Here is a 21,557-nt window from a genome sequence, read left to right as displayed (position 1 = left end):
TCGCCCCGGTCACCTTCCGCCCTCGCGGTCGCCGTCCTGCTTTCCGTCGTGCTGGCGCAGGTAGTCACTGAGCTCGTCCAGCTCGGCACGCACCTGGTCGATGCGGGCGGGCGCGGGACGCTGCGGCGGGGGCGGCGGTACCGGCCCGGGCGGCGCGGCGTCGTGCGGCAGGGAGGACGAGGCGGCCGTAGGAGCCTGGGATATCGGCGTGTGGTGCGCGGGAGGCTGCGGCACGGGTGCGGCCGGGTACGGCGACGCGGGCTGGGGGTAGCCGTACGGCGCCTGGGACCCCACGGTCGTGGCGTTGGGCGGCGCGTAGCCCGCGAACCGCCGCTGCTGGTAGTACCGGATGTCCGTGACCAGGAAGTGGATGCCGCTGAACAACCCGAGCAGCAGGACCAGGGACATGGCGACGTCGGTCCTGGGGTCGCTCTCCGGCAGCGAGCCGACCACCGCGAAGCAGGCGATGGACAGCGGCAGGCTCGCCCACGCCAGCACCCAGTCGATCCCTCGTCCGCGCAGGACGGCGACCCGGAACAGCGGAACGCAGGCGAGCATGCCGCACGAGAGGATGCCGGCGGCGGCGAGCAGCACCCGCAATGAGATGACGGTTGCCGCGCTGCGAGGGGGCGGCGCCGCGCCGTGGCCGTACATGACTGCTCCTGGACCGGTGAAGCCGATGGGGACGGACTGGACGTAAGAGTGACGGAGTTCGAGCGTATAGGCCTCCACGGACAACTGGCCCCCCGATGTACCGAACCGTTGTCGCACCGATCTCTTCGTACGACGCCGCAGGTCGCGGGCGGAGCGGGCGGAGGCCGTGATTCCGGCTCAGTCGGGCGTGACCGTCCCGTCCGTCAGGCCGTCGTACATCCCGCGCACGAGCTGTTCCCCCAGCCGGCCGGCGTGACGGAGCGCCCGCTCGAACTCGTCGAGCGCGCGGAAACGCGCGCCGTAGCGCCGTTGTTCGTCCAGCGGAAGCCGGGGCAGCTGCAGACGCCGCACATCGAGACGGGTTGCGGTGGACGCGTAGCTGCTGGCCTGGCGGTTGTTGGCGGTGCCGCGCAGGAACCCGGCGAGGAACCACGGGTCGAGCGCCGCGGGATCGGGGCGCAGGAGCACGAGGTTGCGCCCCAGGGCGGCGCCCTCCGTCGCGGCGTCGATCACACGCGCCACCGCGCCACCGCCGAGCACCGGCACGACGACGTCGCCCGGCTCGGTGAGCACGGCCTCCTCATCGCTCTCGGGCAACGTCCCGGAGGGAGTTGCTCCGGCGAGGACGTCGTGGTCGGTGAGGACGGACACGCGCGCGTGGCCGCCGATCCCGCCCGTGCGCATCACCAGCGCGCCCCCGCGGGCGAGTTCACCGATGGTGGTGAGCGGCCAGCGCGCGGGCTGCCCGGCGTCGGCGGGCGTCGGGGTGAGGTCGGCGGTCAGGCGCAGGGTCTCGCCGAGTCGCTCGCGTACGGCCGTGAGCGCCCCGGCGCCGTCGGCCGCCGCCGGGGGTGGGAGGTGGCGGGCCGGGGCGAGGTCCACGTCGTCGTCGAGGAGTTCGATGACGGGCACGCAACGGGCCAGGCCCGGCTGTTCCTCGCAGGTCCCGTGCCGGTCGAAGGCGCGCCAGGCGTCCAGCACGGCGTCCCGCACGGCCCGCCAGTCGGGTCCCCCGCGCCCCTCGGTGGCGAACTGCCCCGTGTCGGCGAGCAGCACCTCCGGCTGCGCGGGCGCCCGGTCGGGGCGGCGCAGCACCCACAGATGCAGGGGGATGTTGTACGGCGGTGCCGCCCCGACCGGCAGGGCGACGACGGCGCGCAGCGCGCCGCGGCGCAGCAGGTCGGCGCGGATGCGGCGACCCGAGCGGCGGGAGGCGGAGGCGGGCGGCATCAGCAGGACGGCGGTGCCGCCGTCCTTCAGGCGCGCGAGCGCGTGCTGCACCCAGGCCAGCTCGGACTCGGTGCGCGCCGGGAAGCCGTACTCCCAGCGGGCGTCGTAGGCGAGTTCGTCGTGGCCCCAGTTGCGCTCGTTGAACGGCGGATGGCACAGGACGGCGTCGGCGCGCAGCTCCGGGTACGCGTCGGCGCGGAGGGTGTCACCGGCGGCGCCGCGCACGGCGGCCGAGGAGTGCAGGGCGAGCCGCAGCGCGGTGAGCGCGGCGAGGTCGGGGGCGCTGTCCTGGGCGTACAGCTCCTGGTCGGGGCGGGAGGCGACGGCGCGCAGCAGGGCGCCGGTGCCGCAGGCCGGGTCGAGGACGCTGCGGGCGGGTCCGGCGAGGTCGGCCATGAGGCGGGCGAGCTCGGCGGGGGTGAGCGTGTACTGGCGCGGGTTGGCGTCGAGATGCCGGCCGATCAGGAACTCGAAGGTCTGGCGGGCGCCGAGCTCCGCGGCCAACTCCGCGGTGCCGCGCAGGAGGGGGACGGAGGGGAGGAGTTCGGGGCCGGTGGGGATGTGAACGGCCGGGGTGCTGTTCACGGGGGTGGCCTTGTTCACGGATGTAGTCGTGTTCACGGATGTAGTCGTGTTCGCGGCGGAGCGCGCGTTCACGGCGGAGGGCGAATTCACAGCCTGAGGCGTGTTCGCGGCGCGCGAGGTGTTCACAGGGCGTGGGGCGTTCACACCCTTCGCCCCGTTCACACCAGACCGCTTGTGAACACCGAAACGCGGCGCGATCACCTGCTCCAGCGCCCCCGGCAGCATCGCGGCGAGCCGCTCGTCGGAGCCCGCGCTCACGTCCAGCCAGACCGTGGAGCGGTCATGGATGAGCAGCAGTGCACAACCGGCGTGCGTCAGGGCGGTGACCGGCCCGTCGGGGTGGCCGGCGAGTTGCTGCCAGACGCGTTCACGCAGCGGGACTTCGGCGAGTTTGCCCTGGCGGCGCAGCCAGGCCTCGACTTCGGCGAGCGCGAAGGAGGGGCTGGTCTCGGTGCCGCCGACCGGCTTGGGGAAGTCGGCGTGACGGCGTCGCCAGTTGCTCACGGCGGCCCGGCCGACGCCGGCGAGCCGCGCGATTCCGGCGGCGGTCACTTCTGTCGCGTTGTCCTGCACCCGCCCAGCTCCCCTCGTCGCCGGTGTGGCGGTCCAGCTCACCGGTGTGGCGCCGAGCATACCGATGCACGCAAGATCTACCCATTCACAATCGTGTACATGGCACTCCCTGTGAATCGTGTTGACTCGGTTCACAGCTTCTGCTCTCATTGACCCAGCGCACACACCTCACCTCACCACCCACCTCGACCAAGGACCTGCCATGCGTCGTACCGCCATCGCCGCCCTCTGCCTCGCCGCCGCGGCCGCCACGGGACTCACCGCCTGTCAGAGCGATCAGGGCAAGGCGGACGCCCAGCCGGGCGACTCCGGCCGACCGAGTCAGTCCAGTCAGGCCGCCAAGCCCAAGGAACCGTTCGCCGGGCTGACCGCCGACGAGATCGCCGACCGGGCCATGTCCGCCACCACGGGGGCGACGTCGCTGCGCATGAAGGGCGAGGTCCCGGACGACGAGAGCAGCGGAACGATCAGCCTCGACATGGCCCTGAACAAGCAGGGAGAGTGCGCCGGCACGATGAGCATGGGCGGCCAGGGCAAGGCCGACCTGATCAAGACCGGCGACACCGTGTACATGAAGTACGACGAGGCGTTCCTGCGCGCCCAGAGCAAGGGCGAGTCCAAGGCGGACACCGACGCGGTCGTGGCCATGCTCGCGGGGAAGTGGGCCAAGATGTCCGCGAAGGGCGAGGACGCGAAGGACATCGCGAGCTTCTGCGACCTGGACACGGTGCTCGAGGGCCCGGAGGGCGTGGGCTCCGACGCGACCGACGACAGCACCGAGGCCGCCACGGTGTCCCGGGGCCGGACGACCACGGTCGACGGCACGCCGGCGCTCGTGCTGAACGCCCGGGAGGGCAAGGACCGTTACACCCTGTACGTCGCCACCGAGGGCGAGCCGTATCTGCTGCGGCTGGACAGCACCGCCGCCGACGACGCGGGCACGCTCACGTTCAGCGACTACGACGAGCCGGTCCCGGCGCAGAAGCCCACCGGCGAGATCGTGGACCTGGACGCGCTGTCCGGCTGACGAACCCGCAGGCGCCGTTCAAAGGGCGTGCCGCACCCACACGTCGGACGCGCGGCCACGGGTCGTACGCGCGGGACTCGCCACCTTGATGCTCGGGCTCATGCGCCGCACTGCTGCAGCATCATCGCCTTGTCGGCAGGCGTGACGGGAAGGTCGTACTTCAGCGACACCTGCGCGAAACGCACCGAATAGGAGCAGCGGATCTGCTTGTTGGGGGGCAGCCAGGCCGCGGGGCCGGAGTCGCCCTTGGCTCCGTTGGTCGGACCGTCCACGGGCATCAGGTTGAGCGGGTCGTTTGCTATGTCCTCGCGTTTGGCCTTCGTCCAGCGCGAGGCCCCCATCTGCCAGTCGTAGGAGAGCGGCATGACATGGTCGATCTGGACCTTCGTGGCGCGGGACTTGGTCCAGTCGATCGTCTTGCCGGTGTACGGGTCGTGCAGCGTCATGGAGATGACGACACAGTCCGAGCCGGACCGGAAGCGCACGTCCTCCCCGTCGCGTTTCAGGAGATCGTTCCGCGAGTCGCAGCCATTGCGGGCAAAGGGGATGTTTCCCGGCGCCGAGTCCATCCAGGCGTAGCCGAACTCGTCCCGGTCGTAGCCCGTCTTGGGACCGCGTCCCTTCGTGGCCACCTTCTCGATCAGCTTCCGGGCCCTGGCCTCGTCCGAGGCGGAGGTGATCGCCGCCAGCCCCGGCTTCGTGCCGTCGGGGTTGTCCAGCGGGCTCGCGGCGCGGCCGCCCGCCGCGGTCGGGACGGCGGAGCCGGAGCCGGCGTCGTCCTCGGGAAGGCCGACGCCTTCGCAGCCGGTGAGCAGGATCCCGGTGCCGAGCAGCGCAACGAAAGCCATGACGCCGTGCCGGATTCCACCGCTGTGCCACACGTGCCTCACGGTGCGTCCCTCCCCTTGCCCGCCCGGTCCACCCCCCGCAGGGGCCGTCTTCCCTCGTACAGCTTCGTACACACCGTGATGACCGGGCGCACGGGGGCACCCAACAGGCGGCGAAGCAGGTGCAGCCGGCCCGGTGCCGGACCCTACGACCCCAGAATCGACGCCAGGAACTCCCCCACCCAACCGAGCAGTTCCCGTCCGACGAGCGGCTTTCCGCCCACCTTCGCGGTCTTCGGACGCGGTACGAGGACCTGGTGGACCGCCGGCTTGATGACGGTGCCGGGGTACAGGCGCTTGACCCGCAGCTCCTGCGACTCGCGCAACTCCACGGGTGCGAAGCGGATGTTGTTGCCCTGCAGGACGACCTCGCCGACGCCGCACGCGCGCGCCAGCATGCGCAGGCCCGCCACCATCAGCAGGTTCTCGACGGGCTCGGGCAACTTGCCGTAGCGGTCGACGAGTTCCTCGCGGACGGACTTGATGTCCTCCTCCGTGTTGGCGGAGGCGATGGCGCGGTAGGCCTGCAGGCGCAGCCGCTCGCCGGGCGCGTAGTCGTGCGGGACGTGGGCGTCGACGGGCAGTTCGATCTTGACCTCGAGCGGCGCCTCCTCCTCGATCTCGCCGGTCTCCAGCTGGCGCCGGTAGTCCGCGACCGCCTCGCCGACCATGCGGACGTACAGGTCGAAGCCGACGCCCGCGATGTGGCCGGACTGCTCGCCGCCCAGGAGGTTGCCCGCTCCCCGGATCTCGAGGTCCTTCATGGCGACGTACATGCCGGCGCCCATCTCGGTGTGCTGGGCGATGGTCGCGAGGCGCTCGTGCGCCGTCTCCGTGAGGGGCTTCTCCGGCGGGTACAGGAAGTACGCGTAGCCGCGCTCGCGGCCGCGGCCGACCCGGCCGCGCAGCTGGTGCAGCTGGGACAGGCCGAAGGTGTCGCCGCGCTCGACGATCAGTGTGTTGGCGTTGGAGATGTCGATGCCGGACTCGACGATCGTGGTCGACACGAGCACATCGAACTTCTTCTCCCAGAAGTCGACCACGACCTGTTCGAGCGCCGACTCGGACATCTGGCCGTGCGCCGTGGCGATGCGCGCCTCGGGCACGATCTCGCGCAGGCGGGCGGCCGCACGGTCGATCGACTCCACCCGGTTGTGGATGTAGAAGACCTGGCCCTCGCGCAGCAGTTCGCGGCGGATGGCCGCGCCGATCTGCTTCTCCTCGTACGGGCCGACGAAGGTGAGCACCGGGTGCCGCTCCTCCGGCGGGGTGGTGATCGTCGACATCTCGCGGATGCCGGTGACCGCCATCTCCAGGGTGCGCGGAATCGGGGTGGCGGACATGGTCAGGACGTCGACGTTGGCGCGCAGCTTCTTCAGCTGTTCCTTGTGCTCGACGCCGAAGCGCTGCTCCTCGTCGACGATGACCAGGCCCAGGTCCTTGAACTTGGTCTCCGACGAGAACAGTCGGTGTGTGCCGATGACGACGTCCACCGAGCCCTCCCGCAGGCCCTCCAGGACCGCCTTGGCCTCGGTGTCGGTCTGGAAGCGGGACAGCGCCTTCACGCTCACGGGGAACTGCGAGTAGCGCTCGCCGAAGGTGCCGAAGTGCTGCTGCACCAGCAGCGTCGTGGGGACGAGGACCGCCACCTGCTTGCCGTCCTGTACGGCCTTGAAGGCGGCACGGACCGCGATCTCCGTCTTGCCGTAGCCGACGTCGCCGCAGATCAGCCGGTCCATCGGGACCGACTTCTCCATGTCGTCCTTGACCTCGGCGATGGTGGTGAGCTGGTCGGGGGTCTCCGCGTACGGGAAGGCGTCCTCCAGCTCGCGCTGCCAGGGCGTGTCGGGACCGAACGTGTGCCCGGGCGCCGCCATGCGCGCGCTGTACAGCCTGATGAGGTCGGCGGCGATCTCCTTGACCGCCTTCTTCGCGCGTGCCTTCGTCTTCGTCCAGTCGGCGCCGCCCAGCCGGTGCAGGGTGGGGGCCTCGCCGCCGACGTACTTGGTGATCTGCTCCAGCTGGTCGGTGGGGATGTAGAGACGGTCGCCGGGCTGGCCGCGCTTGGCGGGCGCGTACTCCACGACCAGGTACTCGCGGGTGGCGCCCTGCACGGTCCGCTGCACCATCTCGATGTAGCGGCCGACGCCGTGCTGTTCGTGGACGATGTAGTCGCCCGCCTCCAGGGTGAGCGGGTCGATGGTCTTGCGGCGGCGCGCGGGCATGCGGGCGCCGTCCTTGCCGGCCGCCTTCTGGCCGGACAGGTCTGTCTCCGTGAGGACGGCGAGCTTGAGCACCGGGTCGACGAAGCCGTAGTCGATGGAGCCGCACGCCACGTGCACGACCGAGGGGGAGATCTCCCCGAGGTCCGCCTCCAGGCGGGCCGCGACGCCCTCGCCGCCCAGCACCTCGACCGTACGGGCGGCCGGGCCGTGGCCCTCGGTGACGAACACCGTGCGCCAGCCGTCGGCGAGCCAGCCCTTGGTGTCGGCGAGCGCCTTGGCGGTGTCGCCGCGGTACGTCTCGGGAGCGTGCATGCCGAGCTTGAGCGTGTCCGCGTCGAGCTCTTCATCCGCCGCGAACGGCGACACCGACCACCACATCATCTCCAGTTCGCGTGCCCGGTCGCGGACGTCCGCGATGGACCACAGGGAGGCCGCGCCGACGTCGATCGGCGCCTCGCCTCCGCCCGCGGTGGCAGCCCACGACGCCTGCAGGAACTCCTGGCTGGTGGCGACGAGATCGGCGGCACGCGTGCGTACCCGCTCCGGGTCGCATACGACGGCCATGGCGCCCTTGGGCAGTACGTCGATCAGCAGCTCCATGTCGTCGACGAGGACCGGCGCCAGGGACTCCATGCCCTCGACGGCGATCCCCTCGGCGATCTTGCCGAGCAGTTCGCCGAGTTCGGGGTGCTGTTCGGCGAGGGCACGCGCGCGTGCGCGGACGTCGTCGGTGAGCAGCAGTTCGCGGCAGGGCGGGGCCCACAGGCCGTGTTCGGCGACCTCGAGGGAACGCTGGTCGGCGACCTTGAAGTAGCGGATCTCCTCGACGTCGTCGCCCCAGAACTCGATGCGCAGAGGGTGTTCCTCGGTCGGCGGGAACACGTCGAGGATCCCGCCGCGCACGGCGAACTCGCCGCGCTTCTCGACGAGCTCCACGCGCGCGTACGCGGCGGCCGCAAGGGCCTCGACGATCTCGTTCAGGTCGGCGGTCTGCCCGGTCCTCAGGGCGACCGGTTCCAGGTCGCCGAGGCCCTTGACCTGCGGCTGCAGCACCGAGCGCACGGGGGCCACGACGACGGAGACGGGGCCGGTCTCGGGATCGTCGGGGCTGGGGTGGGCCAAGCGGCGCAGGACGGCGAGGCGGCGGCCGACGGTGTCGCTGCGGGGGCTGAGGCGCTCGTGCGGGAGCGTCTCCCACGAGGGGTACTCCACGACGCCGTCCGGCGGCAGCAGGGTGCGCAGGGCCGCGGCCAGGTCCTCCGCCTCCCGGCCCGTCGCGGTCACCGCGAGGACGGGGCGGCCGCTCTCCCGGGCGAGCGCGGCGATCGCGAAGGGGCGGGCCGCGGCGGGGCCGACGAGGTCGACGTGCATCCGGTTGCCGTCTGCGGCCGCCTTGATCGCTTCGGCGAGGGCGGTGTCCTTGACGACGGCGTCGAGCAGACCGTGCAGGCTCATTCGGGGGCGGCTTTCGTCCGGGGGCGGGCAACACGAAGGGCCCGACGCGGTGACCGGCCGGGGGGTCTCCAGCGTACGACGACGGCGGGGCCGGCGCCGGGGCCTGTGGATAACGTCTGCTGTCAGGTGCCCGGTGCTGGTGCCGGCCCACCAGGGGGCTCCGCCCCCTGGACCCCCGGCCTATGCCCACCCGCCACCCGACTCGCTTCGTTGAAAGGCCGGCCTTGAAAGACAACAACGACCCGGCGCCGAGCAGCCCCCCGTGGCTGCTCGGCGCCGGGTCTCCCCCGTCCGTGGTGGCTATTCCGTGGCGATCGCGTTCAGGACGTTCATCCGGCCCGCGCGGAACGCCGGGACCAGTGCCGCGAACAGGCCCACGAAGGCCGAGCCGATGAAGACCGCGGTGATCGTCGGCCACGGGATCTCGAGGACGTTCAGGCCCTCCAGGGCGAGCAGTTGCTGGGCGGTCGCGCCCCAGCCCATGCCCAGGCCGAGGCCGAGCAGGGCGCCGAAGAGGGCGATGACCACGGACTCCATGCGGATCATCCGGCGGAGCTGGCGGCGGGACAGGCCGATCGCCCGCATCAGGCCGATCTCCCTCGTCCGCTCCACCACCGACAGGGCCAGGGTGTTCACCACACCGAGGACCGCGACGATGATCGCCAGCGCCAGCAGGCCGTAGATCATGTTCAGCAGCTGGCCGATCTGGTCCTTCAGGGCCTGCTTGTAGTCGGTCTGGTCGCGCACGGTGTACTGCGGGTAGTCGTGCAGCGCGGACTTCAGCGACTTGTAGGCGGTGTCCTGCTGCCCGTCCTTGGCGCTGGCGAAGACCAGCTGGTCGAGCGGCATCTTGTCAGCCGGTACGTACTTCGCCAGCGTGGCGATGGAGATGTACTTGGAGCCCGCGTCGATGACGACGTCACTGCTGGTGATGGCCCGGACCGTCAGGTTCGCGGTGGCGCCGTCCTTGAAGGCGAGCTTGATCTTGGAGCCCAGGTGGATGCCGTGGGCCTTGGCGAACTTCTCGTGGACGGACATCGAGTCCGGCAGGTAGGCGTCCTTCAGGTTCCCGGCGACGGTCTTGGTGCGCAGGTCGGTCGCGTACGACGGGTCGGCAGCCGTGACGTCGGTGTCCTTGAGCGTCTTGCCGTCGGGGGTGGTGTAGTCGGCCTCGGTGATCCGGTACTCGGTGACCTGCTCGAGCCCAGGTGTGTCCTTCACGGCCTTCACCGCGGCCGGCGTGATCAGCTGCCCGCTGTCGGACTGGATGATGAAGTCCGTGCCTACGGTCTTGTCGAGCTGGTCCGTCGCGGAGGCGACCATGGAGGAGCCGACGACGGACAGGCAGGCGACCAGCGCGAGACCGATCATCAGGGCGGCGCCGGTGGCGCCCGTACGGCGCGGGTTGCGCAGGGCGTTGCGCTCGGCCATGCGGCCGACCGGGCCGAACACCCGAAGGATCACCGCGCCCAGGACGCGGACCACACCGCCCGCGAGCAGCGGGCCGATCACGACGAAGCCGATCAGGGACAGCACCACGCCGAGGCCGAGCCACAGCGAGCCGTCCTTGGCCTTGTCCGCCGCGGTCGCCAAGTACAGGGCGTAGCCGCCCGCTCCGGTGAGGACCGTGCCGATCAGGGCCCGTATCCGGCCCGCCTTCGCGTCGGCGGGAGCGCCCGCGTCGCGCAGTGCGGCCATCGGGGAGACCTTGCCGGCGCGGCGGGCCGGCAGGTAGGCGGCCAGGACGGTGACGACGACGCCCAGGAGCAGGCCGACCACCGGGGTCGTCCAGACCACCGTCAGGTCGTCCGTCGACAGGTGCATGCCCATCTTGCCCATGAGCTTCATCAGGCCGACCGCGATGCCGACGCCCGCGCCGACGCCGAGGACCGAGCCGAACACACCCAGCAGCAGGGCTTCCGCCAGCACGGACCGGTTGACCTGCTTGCGGCTGGAGCCGATGGCCCGCATCAGGCCGATCTCACGGGTGCGCTGGGCGACCAGCATCGAGAACGTGTTGATGATCAGGAAGATGCCGACGAGGAAGGCGATCCCGGCGAAGCCGAGCATCGCGTACTTCATGACGTTCATGAAGCCCTCGACGTCCTGCTGGTTGGCGTCGGCGGTCTCCTTGGCCGTCTGCACCTTGTAGTCGCCGCCGAGTCCGGCCACGACGTTCTTCTTCAGCTGCGCGTCGGTGACGCCGGGCGCCGCCGTGACGTTGACGTTCGTGTAGACGCCGGTCTTTCCGACGAGCGTCTCCTGGGCGGTCTTCGTGTCCAGGTAGAAGATCGCGGCACCGGGGTTGGTGACCGTGAACGTCGCGATGCCGGAGATCTTCGCGGTGTGCGTGCCGACCGCGCTGATCACGCCGATCTCGTCGCCGAGCTTCAGGTGGTGCTTGTCGGCGGTGTCCGCGTCGACCATGACCTGGTCGGAGCCCTTCGGCGCCGTACCGGAGGTGACCTTCATGGTGCGGGCCTCGTTGCCGTTCCAGCTGCCGACGATGGTCGGCGCGCCGCTGGACGGCGACAGGTTGTCCTTGTCGGCGTCGACGACGGTCACGGAGGTCGAGAAGACGGTCCCCTCCGCGGACTTCACGCCCTGCGCCTCGCGCACCTTGCCGAGCACGGACGCCGGCATGACCGGCGGCCTGCCGTTGCCGGAGGTCGTCTCACCGCTGTCGGAGGCGCCCTTGGCGCTCACCGTCACGTCGGAGGACGTGGCCGCGAAGAGCTTGTCGAAGGTGGTGTTCATCGTGTCGGTGAACACGAGCGTGCCGCACACGAAGGCGACCGACAGCAGCACCGCGACCGCCGAGAGGGCCATGCGCCCCTTGTGCGCGAAGAAGTTGCGCATCGAGGTCTTCATGACGGTCATGACGTGCGCCCCCGGGCGTCGAAGTTGGGGGTCTGGGGCCGCGCGGCGGAGCCGCTGGTGTCAGCGCCCCCAGAAAAACGCAGCATGCGGTCGAGGACGGTGTCCGCGGTCGGCTTGTACATCTCGTCGACGATCCGGCCGTCGGCGAGGTACAGCACACGGTCGGCGTACGAGGCGGCCACCGGGTCGTGCGTGACCATCACGATCGTCTGGCCGAGCTCGTCCACCGAGCGGCGCAGGAAGCCGAGGACCTCGGCACCCGCGCGCGAGTCGAGGTTTCCGGTCGGCTCGTCACCGAAGATGATCTCGGGGCGCGCGGCGAGGGCGCGGGCCACGGCCACGCGCTGCTGCTGGCCTCCCGAGAGCTGCGTGGGGCGGTGCTTGAGCCGCCCGGCGAGACCGACCGTCTCCACCACCCGGTCCAGCCACGCGCGATCGGGCTTACGGCCGGCGATGTCCATGGGCAGCGTGATGTTCTCGATCGCGTTCAGGGTCGGCAGCAGGTTGAAGGCCTGGAAGATGAAGCCGATCCGGTCCCGGCGCAGCTTCGTGAGCTTCTTGTCCTTCAGACCGGTGATCTCGGTCTCGTCCAGGTAGATCTGCCCGGACGTGACGGTGTCGAGCCCGGCGAGGCAGTGCATCAGCGTGGACTTGCCGGACCCCGAGGGGCCCATGATCGCGGTGAACTGGCCGCGGGCGATGTCCACGTCGACGTGGTCGAGGGCGACGACCCGGGTCTCTCCGGACCCGTACGCCTTGACGACCTGCCGCGCCCGCGCGGCAACGGCCGTACGCCCTCCAGTGCCCCCGTGCCTGGGAATGGTCACAGCCGATGTCACGGTAAGTCTCCTATGTCGGTCAGCGGATGGACGCACCGGTCCGCAGTGCGTGTACTTCTCGGTGCTGCGTTGCGGTGCTGCGTGTGCTTCCTCGTTACGCCGTTCAGTCTGTCGGCGGGACAGGGCCCGGCGCGCTGGTGCTCGGCACCCTCTTTCCGGGGGGTTAACCCCACCCTCCGACGGTGGCGTTGGGCGCCCCCGGCGGCGTAAAGCCAGATTAAGGACGGCCCCCCTGCCGTCTCCTCCTCCGGCGGTACGAACCGTCCCCGAGCCGTAGTACGGAGGTGCCCCTAGGGGCAGTCCACCGCCGGGTGGAGCCGCTCTCCGGGTCGGCTCCACCCGCCGGCCCGGTCAGGCTCCACCCTCACGTGGCGTCAGGGTCAAGTGGGAAGCTGTCCGGGTCAGATAGGTGCAAGGGGAAAGGAATCCCGTGGATCAGGAGGACACCGAGGCACGGACCACGGCGGCCGACCGGCCCCAGGACACCCGCAGGCGCGGCGCCGTCGTCGCCGCACTGATGCTCTCCATGGCGCTGGCGGCCCTCGACTCCACGGTCGTCTCCACCGCAGTACCGCAGATCGTCGGCGACCTCGGCGGCTTCTCCGTCTTCTCGTGGCTGTTCTCCGGCTACCTGCTGGCCGTGACCGTCACCCTCCCCGTCTACGGCAAGCTCTCCGACACCTTCGGCCGCAAGCCCGTGCTGGTCGCAGGCGCGTCGGTGTTCCTGCTGGGCTCACTGCTGTGCGCGCTCGCCTGGAACATGGGCGCGCTCATCGCGTTCCGCGTAGTGCAGGGGCTCGGCGGCGGTGCGCTGCAGGGCACGGTGCAGACGCTCGCCGCCGATCTCTACCCGCTGGAGGAACGTCCGAAGATCCAGTCGAAGCTGTCCACGGTGTGGGCGGTGTCGGCGGTCGCGGGCCCGGGTCTGGGCGGTGTGCTCGCGGCGTACGCGGACTGGCGCTGGATCTTCCTGGTCAATCTGCCCGTCGGGGCCGTGGCGTTGTGGCTGATCGTGCGTCATCTGCACGAGCCGGAGCGGGAATCGCGTGCACGCGCGCGTGTCGACTGGGCGGGCGCGCTGGCGGTGTTCGCGTGCGGCGGTGTGCTCCTCACGGCGCTCGTGCAGGGCGGAGTGGCGTGGGCGTGGCTGTCCGCGCCGTCGCTCGCGCTGTTCGCCATCGGGTCGGCGCTGGTGGCACTCGTCATGGTGGTCGAGGGCCGGGCGGCCGAGCCGATCATCCCCGGCTGGGTGTGGCGCCGCCGTACGATCGCGGCGGTGAACCTGGCGCTGGGTGCGCTGGGGCTGCTGATGGTGGCGCCGAGCGTGTTCCTCCCGACGTATGCGCAGTCGGTGCTGGGCCTCTCCCCGGTCGCCGCCGGGTTCGTGCTCTCCGTATGGACGTTGAGCTGGCCGGTGTCCGCGGCGCTCAGCCAGCACATATACCGCCGGATCGGCTTCCGCGACACGGCGATGCTGGGCATCGGCACGGCCGCGCTGATCCTGTTCGCGTTCCCGTTCCTGCCGTATCCCGGCGAGGCCTGGCAGCCGACCCTGCTGATGCTGCTGCTGGGCGGCGCGCTGGGCCTGTTCCAGTTGCCGTTGATCGTCGGCGTCCAGTCCACGGTCGGCTGGTCGGAACGCGGCACGACGACCGCCTCCGTCCTCTTCTGCCGCCAGACCGGCCAGACGATCGGCGCCTCCGTCTTCGGTGCGGTGGCCAACGGGGTGCTGGCCGCGCGGCTGGGCGGGGCAAGCGATCTGGATTCCGTCACGCGCACGTTGGACGACGGCAGGGCCCCGGAGGCGACGCGGAGGGCGATCGCGGACGCGGTGCACGCGGTGTACCTGGGGGCGGCGGGCGCGGCGGCGCTGGCGTTCCTGGTCCTGCTGTTCCTGGCCCCACGCCGCTTCCCGGTGATCAAGGATTGACCTACCGGTGCGCACCGTTGTGACCCCGCGTCACCGGCTCCGCCACGAACCCCACGTCAGGCCGGTCACTTCGCCCGCCTGAACCAGGCCGACGCCTCCGGCAGACACAGCAGCACGACCGTCGGCAACCCCAGCAGGATGCGCACCGCGGCATCCAGGAACTCCCGGGGCACCCCGGCCTGACCGGCCTGACTGAACGACCCCACGAGCACGAACCCCAGCACACCGCAGGTCGTCGCCCGTATGCCGTGCCGCGCGCTGCCGTCGTACGTCAGGGCGAGCAGTGCGCACAGCCACACCAGTAGCCAGGGCGCCATCAACTCACCGAGTCCGTAGGACGTCAGACCGTCGGACAGTGCGAGCACGAGGACGAGGCCCGTGAACGCCAGGGAGAGCGGCAGGAGTTGGGCCGCACGCGGGGGCCCCGCCGGAAGCACGCGGCTCCGGCGGGGCCCGGGGACAGAGCCGGCGGGCAGTGTCACGACATGCCGCTCAGCTCCGACTCCGCGATCCGTACGGCCTCCACGACGAATGCCGCGGGCAGCCGCTTGCCGTCCTGCCGGGCGAGGAAGAACAGTTCCTCCTCCTCGAAACCGCGGGTCATCGCGCACAGGAACTCGGATCCGCCCGGCAGCAGGTAGAACTCCACCGAGTACGCCGTCGGCGGTGGACCGGGCTGCCTTTCCGTCATAACCGGCGATCACTTCTTTACCCAACCGAAAATCTTGAATCACGACTCACAAAAGCCACAGGTGTCACACAGACGTGGAGGGCCCGCCTTGCGGTTAACGCGGGTAACACCGCAGGTCAGCGCGGCTTTGGCGTAGTAAGCGCATACCGACCGCTCAGTTTGGTGAAACGCCCGCGCATGTTCGAGCGGCCGAGTAGCGTGCGTGGCCCGCACCCCCCAACCTCCCTGCGGTCCACCGCCATGGACCCGAGCCGAGCAAGGAGCACCGGGATGAGCTACGACCCGTCCCCGTCATATCCGTACCCGCCGCCGCGCCCCGCCGTGCCGCCGGTCTCGTCGCCGTCCCATCTGACGTACCCGTGGCAGCCCGTGCGGCGGGAGGAACCCGCGCCGCGGCGCCCGCCCCGCCGCCAACCGCTCGGCCACCACAGCGACCTGCGGATCCTGCGCAGCGCCTACCGCTGGCAGCGGCGCGTGGCCACGCTCACCGCGCTCGGCTACTTCACGCTGTTCCTGCTCCTGTCCGCGTTCGCACCGTCGTTCATGACGAGCCGCGTCACCTACGGACTGCCCGTCGGCCTGCTGCTCGCCCTGCTCCAACTGCCCGTCACCTGCCTGGCGATCGCCCTGTACGAACACACGGCCCGCCGTCGCGTCGACCCGCTCGCCGACCGCATCCGCAGACAGGCCGAGGTGGACGCCAAGCGGGAGGCCGTCCGATGACGCAGCCCGGCGCGATCCGGGCGGCCGCCACGATCACGGAGTTCAGCGGCGACGCGCAGACGATGTCCCTGGTGGCCTTCACGGCCGTCGCCACGATCACGCTGCTGCTGTGCGTGATGACCGGCCCGGACCGCGACGACCTCGACGAGTTCTACACCGGCTACCGCTCCCTGTCCCCCCTGCGCAACGGCCTGGCGATCGCCGGCGACTACATATCCGCGGCCACCGTGCTGGGCACGGGCGGTGTGATCGCGCTGTGCGGCTACGACGGCATCGTCCTCGCCCTCAGTACGGCGCTGTCGCTGATGCTGCTGATGTTCCTGCTGGCCGAACCCCTGCGCAACGCAGGCCGGTTCACCATGGGGGACGCCCTCGCACGCCGTATGCCGGGGCGCGGTGCGCGCATCGCCGCGTGCGCGGTCACGCTGGCCGCGCTCCTGCCGATGATGCTGGTACAGCTCGCCGGCACCGGACAACTGCTCGCCTTCATCCTGGGCTTCTCCGGCGACTCGGTGAAGACGGCCTGCATCATCGGGATGGGCGCGCTGATGATCAGTTACGCGGCGATCGGCGGCATGAAGGGCACCGCCCTGATCCAGATCCTGAAGATCGTCATGCTGGTCGGTTCGGGCGCCGTCGTCGCCGTACTGATCATGAACCGCTTCGACTGGAACCCGGGCGCCCTGTTCGACGCGGCGGCCGAACAGAGCGGGGTCGGACCGGCCTTCCTGCAGTCGGGCCTGCAGTTCACGGGCGGGGCGAGCCCGCGCCTCGACATGATCACCTCGGAACTCACCGTCGTCCTCGGCGGCGCCTGCCTCCCCCACGTCACGATGCGCATGTACACCGCCTCCAGCGCCCGCCAGGTGCGCCGGTCGATGTCCTGGGCGGTGTCGAGCGTGGCCGTGTTCGTGCTGGTCATCACGGTGATCGGGTTCGGCGCCACCGCCCTGATCGGCCGGGCGGTCATCGCGCAGGCCGACCCGCAGGGCAACACGGCGTACCTGCTGGGCTCGCGCGCGGCCTTCGGTCCCGACGTGTCGACGGCGGAAACCCTCCTGTTCACGACCGTCACCACGGCCATCTTCCTGACCGTGCTCGCCTCGGTCGCCGGAATGATCCTCGCCTGCGCCAACTCCCTCGCCCACGACGTGTTCGCGGCCCGCGTGCGGGAGATGTCCCCGCGCCGCGAAATGCTCCTCGCCCGCCTCTCCGCCCTGGCCGTCGGCGTCCTGGCGGTCTTCCTGGCCACGCTGGTCCAGCACCGCAGCCTGCAGCCCCTGGTGACCTTCTCCTTCTGCCTCGGCGCGTCCGCCCTCGCACCCGCCCTCGTCTACAGCCTCTTCTGGCGCCGCTACACCCGGACAGGCCTGCTGTGCACTCTGATCGGCGGCTCCCTCGCCGTCCTGCTGCTGATGCCGGGCACGAACCTCGTCTCCGGCTCACCCGCCTCCGCCTTCCCCGACGCCGACTTCAACTGGTTCCCGTTCACGACGACGGGCCTGGTCACCATCCCCCTCGGCTTCGCCTTCGGCTGGCTGGGCACCGTGGCCTCCGGCCGGGAGAAGGCAGAGGAACAGCGCCGGCAGTACGAGGCGGTGGAGGGGTGGATTCTGGCGGGGGCGGTGCGGAAAGGGAGTTGATACGAGCTGCGCCCACCCACCCGCACAGGCCGACGTGCGGGCTCAAGACCGGCCCTCCGCACTCCTCGTCACTCCGTCACTCCGGCCCTCCGCACTCCCCGTCACTCCGTCACTCCGGCCCTCCGCACTCCCCGTCACTCCGTCACTCCGTCACTCCGGCCCTCCGCACTCCCCGTCACTCCGTCACTCCGGCCCTCCGCACTCCCCGTCACTCCGTCACTCCGTCACTCCGTCACTCCGTCAAGGCACTCAGACTGTCCCGCACACAATCCATCTGCGCCCGCACGTCGTCCCACCGCTCCCCGTGCTCCCGCAGCACCCGCTCCGTCTCCCCCGCGATCGCCTCCTCCCGCACCCGCGCCTCCGCGAGCAGCTCCGCGGCCCGCACCCGCGCCTCCTCCTGCCACCGCCGCGCCGACTCCTCCGCCTCCGCGAACGCCTGCTTCGCGTCGGACAGTGCCGCCTCGGCGCGCGCCACCAGGTGCACGTGGTGTGCGTCCAGCGCAGCCCCCCGCTCGGCCTCCTCCCGTTCGGCCTCGGCCCAGCGCTCGGCGTGCTCCTTCTCCTGCTCGGCGAGCATCGCGGTGGTGCGCTGCCGCATCTCGCGCAGTGCGGCGAGCGCCTCGGTGCGGCTCTCCTTCACTTCGCGCCGGGTGGTGACGCGGATGTCGTCGGCCTCGGCGCGCGCCGCGAGCAACCGCCTGCGGGCGCGTTCCTCGGCGTCCGCGCGGAGTTCGTCCGCGTACTCCTGCGCCGCCCCACGCACGCCGAGGGCACACGACTCGGCCTGCGCGAGGTGCTCCTGCGCCGCGCCCCGCGCGCCTTCGCGCACGAGCGCCGCTTCCTCCCCCGCGAGCTGGAACAGCCGCCGCGCCCGCTCCCCCAGCGACTCGTACGTCTGCGGAGCGAGCTGCGCCACGGCCTCCCGCCACCGTTCCGCCTCCGCCTCCATGTCCCTGGCGAGCACGGTGAGTCGCGCGGCGCGTTCCCAGGCGGCGTCCCGGTCCCGGGAGAGGGCGTCGGCATGAGCGTCGACCTGTTCGGGACGGTAGCCACGCCCCCGTACGGCCACGAAGCCATGAGGCGAGACCGCTGCGCTGCTCATCCTGGAACCCCTCTCCGCCGAACGCACGCGAAATCGATGATTTGGCGCACATCTTGATGTATCGGACGGAAATGTTCATAACGCGACACTCCGCGCAGAGATCACAGGCCCGGCCAGGACGCGCACAGAAAAGGGCCGGGCCCGGTGGTCCAACCGGGCCCGGCCTTTCGACATCGATGTACGACGTCAGCGGCGATGCCGCGTCACAGCAGTCCGTCCCACATCTGCTCCAGCAGCACCGACCACCAGCTCTCCGGCGAACCGAGCGCCGCCGGATCGAGGGAGGCCAACTGGGCCTGGAAATCGACGGTCCAGCGGCCCGCCTGCTCCTGGTTCAGGCCGAACCGCAGCCGCCACATCCGCCCGAGCAGCGCCAGGCAGCGAGCGAACTCCGGCAGACCCGTGTTCACGAACTGCGGCGGTACGGGCGCCCCGCCCGGCCCCGCCTCCACGGGCACGGCGACGATGTTCGCCGTCCCGTACTGCACACAGATCGCCTTGCCGAAGTCGCTGCCCATGACGAGGTACGAGCCCGCGTCCGAGGCCGGCTGCACCCCGCGCTCCTGCGCCAGCTCCGCCAGCGTCGGCACCGGCCGCCCCGGCTGAGCCTGCGCCCAGAAGAACGGACCCATGTCCGCCGGCAGCCCCGCCACCACCAGGGTGTGCGCCACGATCGGCGGCACACCCTGCCGGGACACCGCGGCCTGCTCGAACCGGAACACCCCCGGCCCGAACGCCGCCGCCAGCTCCTGCCCGATCCCCTCCGGCGGAATCGGCGGCGCCTGCTGCACCTGCGGCAACGGCGCCCGCACCGGCGCGGGACGCGCGGGACCGTCGGCCACCTGGTGCAACTCGCCCTGGTGCGCCAGCAGTTGCCGCATCCCCTGCTGCCGGCTCGCGTGGTCCGTGCCGTACGGCGCGATGCTCGTGATCCGCGCCTTCGGCCACTGCTCCCGGATCATCCGCGCACAGTACGCACCCGGCAGCTCGCACGACTCCAGCTCGGTGTGCAGCTCCAGCACCTGGTCCGGCGGCACGTTCATGGCCCGCAACTCGTGGAAGATCTGCCACTCCGGGTGCGGCGTCCCCGGCGCCGAACGCCGGATCAGCTGCTGCTCGGAACCGTCCTGGGCGCGGTAGCGCAACACGGCCTGATAGCCCGGTCCGACCGTCGGCCGGCCACCCTGCTGCGGATAGCCGTACGCCGGCGGCTGCAGCCCCGGCCCCGGCTGACCCGGCGGCGGCACGGCACCCGGCGGCATCGGCTGCGGGGCGCCCGCAGCCACCCCGGGCGCGCCAGGAGCACCGGGTGCGCCCGGGAATCCGGGTGCGGCGGGAGGCGGCGGCGGAGGTACGCCGGGGCCGGCCACCGAAGGCGCGGCCAGCACGGTCTCCGCATGGTGCACGGCACCGGACGCGCCCCCCGCAGATCCGTGCGCGCCCGGCGGGTTGGATCCGCCCGGCGCGTTCGGCACACCCGGGCCGGCCGGAGGCTGCGGAGCGCCCCCGCCCGGGCCCATCCGACTCGGGTCGGCGAGCATCGTGGCGGCATGGTGAACACCGCCTGGAGGCGTACCACCGGGCGTGTTCGGCGCACCGGGCGGAGCGGGGGTACCAGGCGGATTCGGCGCGCCAGGCGCGTTCGGCGCACCCGGGGCGCCCGAAGCCCCCGGGCCCTGCGGCGCACCCGGACCGGACGGGCCCCCAGGACCGTCGGGACTCAGTGCCGACACAAGCTGCGTCGGCACATACCCGCCCGCCGGAGTACCGGGCGCACCCGGACCGGACGGCGGAGGCGGCGGCGTACTTCCCGGGCGCGCGCCCGGAGCCCCCGGCGCACCCGGCGGAGGCGGCGGGTTCGCACCCGCACCCCGCCCACGACGCGGCGGAGCCGCCTTGCTGGTCGCGGCGTCGGCGATCTCCCCGGCATTCGGCGCGAGCGGCCGCCCCGGCGCGTTCGGACCGGCCGGAGGCGGAGGCGTGCCCTGCGGACCACCGGCCGGCACGGCACCCGGACCGCCCGGCGCCTGCGGATAGCCGTACGACGGTGCACCCGGAGCGGGAGGAGGCGTGCTCCCCTGCGACACCACCGGCCCACCCGGAGCACCCGGAGCACCCGGGCCCTGCGGATAGCCGTACGACGGCGCACCCGGCGCGTGCGGAGGATGCGGAGTACCGGGCCCACCCGGAGCACCCGGAGCACCCGGACCCTGCGGATAGCCGTAGGACCGCGCACCCGGCGAAGGTGCGGGCGGAGGCGGAGGCGCACTGCCCTGCGGGACGCCCGGCACAGGCGCACCCGCAGCACCCGGAACACCGGGCGCCCCCGAAGTCCCCGGCGCCCCCGAAGTCCCTGACGCACCCGGACCACCCGGCGCACCCGGCGCCTTCGGCACGCCCGGCGCGTCCATCGCCGGCGCCACCGCCGTCGGCGGAAGCTGGCTGCCGCCCTCCATCAACGCCGTCTGGGCGTCCGGCGGAAGCGCGGCGTCGGCATCGCTCAACTGAGGCGCGAACACCGTCGCCGGCAACGGCACGGAACGGTCCTCACCGGCGTCCGCATTGGTGTCCGTACCGGCCCAGGGCGTAGCCCCGGCAGGCACGCCAGGCGCACCCGAATCCGCACCGGCACCAGCGGAACCCGCCCCCGCCGGCACCCCACCCTGCGTCTCGGGAAGCGACGAACCGCCCCCCGACGACGCCCCGGCACCGGACCGCCGATCCGGAATCCCCAGCTTGTCCGCCGCCTCCTGCAACCACTCCGGCGGAGACAACAAGAACGACGTCTGGTTCAGATCCACCCGAGCCGCGGGCGCCTGCGCCGGCTCAGCCCCGCCGTCCGGACCGCCGTACTCCTCCTCGTACCGGCGGATCACCTCACCCACCGGCAGCGCGGGCCACAACGTGGCCTCCCCGCTGTCCCGGGCGATCACCAGCCGCTGCCCACCCCCGTCCGAACGCGGCCCGTCCGCACGGTCCTCTCCCCACACCACGAAACCCAGCTCGAACTCCCGTACCCGCACCTCACGATGCTGGTACGCCGGAACATCCCCGTTGATCCACTCTTCCGCGCGCTCCTGCGCCTGTGCAAACGTCACCATCGCCGAAAC

14 protein-coding genes are annotated in these 21,557 nt (G+C 71.6%); 4 read left to right on the top strand and 10 right to left on the bottom strand.

Annotated features, from left to right (window positions below; translation table 11 throughout):
* Nucleotides 1-9 precede the first annotated feature (9 nt).
* Nucleotides 10-654: a hypothetical protein gene (locus tag ABZO29_RS26015; protein ID WP_367322593.1), complete on the bottom strand. Its 645-nt coding sequence runs from the start codon at nt 652-654 to the stop codon at nt 10-12.
* A 177-nt stretch (nt 655-831) separates the two neighbouring features.
* A complete protein-coding gene (locus tag ABZO29_RS26010) occupies nt 832-3,042 on the bottom strand; it encodes an N-6 DNA methylase (RefSeq protein WP_367322592.1) in 2,211 nt (736 codons plus the stop codon).
* 202 nt (nt 3,043-3,244) lie between these two features.
* Here ABZO29_RS26010 and ABZO29_RS26005 point away from each other — a divergent pair, with 202 nt between their 5' ends.
* Nucleotides 3,245-4,069: a hypothetical protein gene (locus tag ABZO29_RS26005; protein ID WP_367322591.1), complete on the top strand. Its 825-nt coding sequence runs from the start codon at nt 3,245-3,247 to the stop codon at nt 4,067-4,069.
* 98 nt (nt 4,070-4,167) lie between these two features.
* Here ABZO29_RS26005 and ABZO29_RS26000 read toward each other — a convergent pair whose 3' ends face one another.
* The 4 genes from ABZO29_RS26000 to ABZO29_RS25985 form a co-directional block, all read right to left on the bottom strand.
* Complete coding sequence (locus tag ABZO29_RS26000) at nt 4,168-4,917, bottom strand: HNH endonuclease family protein (protein ID WP_367322590.1); 750 nt, start codon at nt 4,915-4,917, stop codon at nt 4,168-4,170.
* Between the two features lie 185 nt (nt 4,918-5,102).
* On the bottom strand, nt 5,103-8,636 hold the full coding sequence (gene mfd / locus ABZO29_RS25995; protein ID WP_367322589.1) for a transcription-repair coupling factor: 3,534 nt from the start codon (nt 8,634-8,636) through the stop codon (nt 5,103-5,105).
* Between the two features lie 300 nt (nt 8,637-8,936).
* Complete coding sequence (locus tag ABZO29_RS25990; protein ID WP_367322588.1) at nt 8,937-11,516, bottom strand: ABC transporter permease; 2,580 nt, start codon at nt 11,514-11,516, stop codon at nt 8,937-8,939.
* Nucleotides 11,513-12,355, bottom strand: a complete 843-nt coding sequence (locus ABZO29_RS25985; protein WP_367322587.1) for an ABC transporter ATP-binding protein — start codon at nt 12,353-12,355, stop codon at nt 11,513-11,515. The genes ABZO29_RS25990 and ABZO29_RS25985 overlap by 4 nt, the downstream gene beginning before the upstream one ends.
* A 430-nt stretch (nt 12,356-12,785) precedes the next feature.
* Between ABZO29_RS25985 and ABZO29_RS25980 the strand changes: the two genes are divergently transcribed.
* The gene (locus ABZO29_RS25980) at nt 12,786-14,285 is read left to right on the top strand and encodes an MFS transporter (protein ID WP_367322586.1); all 1,500 of its coding nucleotides are present in this window, start codon (nt 12,786-12,788) and stop codon (nt 14,283-14,285) included.
* A 65-nt stretch (nt 14,286-14,350) separates the two neighbouring features.
* On the opposite strand, the gene ABZO29_RS25975 is transcribed toward ABZO29_RS25980, so the two are convergent.
* Together ABZO29_RS25975 and ABZO29_RS25970 are read right to left on the bottom strand one after the other, a co-directional pair.
* Entirely contained in the window at nt 14,351-14,722 is a 372-nt protein-coding gene (locus tag ABZO29_RS25975; protein WP_367322585.1) for a hypothetical protein, read from the bottom strand.
* 41 nt (nt 14,723-14,763) lie between these two features.
* Complete coding sequence (locus ABZO29_RS25970; RefSeq protein WP_367322584.1) at nt 14,764-14,976, bottom strand: hypothetical protein; 213 nt, start codon at nt 14,974-14,976, stop codon at nt 14,764-14,766.
* A 270-nt stretch (nt 14,977-15,246) separates the two neighbouring features.
* Here ABZO29_RS25970 and ABZO29_RS25965 point away from each other — a divergent pair, with 270 nt between their 5' ends.
* Nucleotides 15,247-15,699 (top strand): DUF485 domain-containing protein, encoded by a 453-nt coding sequence (locus tag ABZO29_RS25965; protein ID WP_367322583.1) that lies wholly within the window; start codon nt 15,247-15,249, stop codon nt 15,697-15,699.
* Nucleotides 15,696-17,342: a cation acetate symporter gene (locus tag ABZO29_RS25960; protein ID WP_367322582.1), complete on the top strand. Its 1,647-nt coding sequence runs from the start codon at nt 15,696-15,698 to the stop codon at nt 17,340-17,342. The genes ABZO29_RS25965 and ABZO29_RS25960 overlap by 4 nt, the downstream gene beginning before the upstream one ends.
* A 232-nt stretch (nt 17,343-17,574) precedes the next feature.
* On the opposite strand, the gene ABZO29_RS25955 is transcribed toward ABZO29_RS25960, so the two are convergent.
* Together ABZO29_RS25955 and ABZO29_RS25950 are read right to left on the bottom strand one after the other, a co-directional pair.
* The gene (locus ABZO29_RS25955) at nt 17,575-18,447 is read right to left on the bottom strand and encodes a cellulose-binding protein (protein ID WP_367322581.1); all 873 of its coding nucleotides are present in this window, start codon (nt 18,445-18,447) and stop codon (nt 17,575-17,577) included.
* A gap of 203 nt (nt 18,448-18,650) precedes the next feature.
* Nucleotides 18,651-21,548, bottom strand: a complete 2,898-nt coding sequence (locus tag ABZO29_RS25950; protein WP_367322580.1) for an SUKH-4 family immunity protein — start codon at nt 21,546-21,548, stop codon at nt 18,651-18,653.
* Nucleotides 21,549-21,557 lie beyond the last annotated feature (9 nt).

This window comes from Streptomyces sp. HUAS ZL42, from assembly GCF_040782645.1.
In the GTDB taxonomy this organism is placed as follows: domain Bacteria; phylum Actinomycetota; class Actinomycetes; order Streptomycetales; family Streptomycetaceae; genus Streptomyces.
The sequence above is the reverse complement of the archived record's forward strand: the minus strand, read 5'-3'. Positions and strand labels throughout refer to the sequence as shown.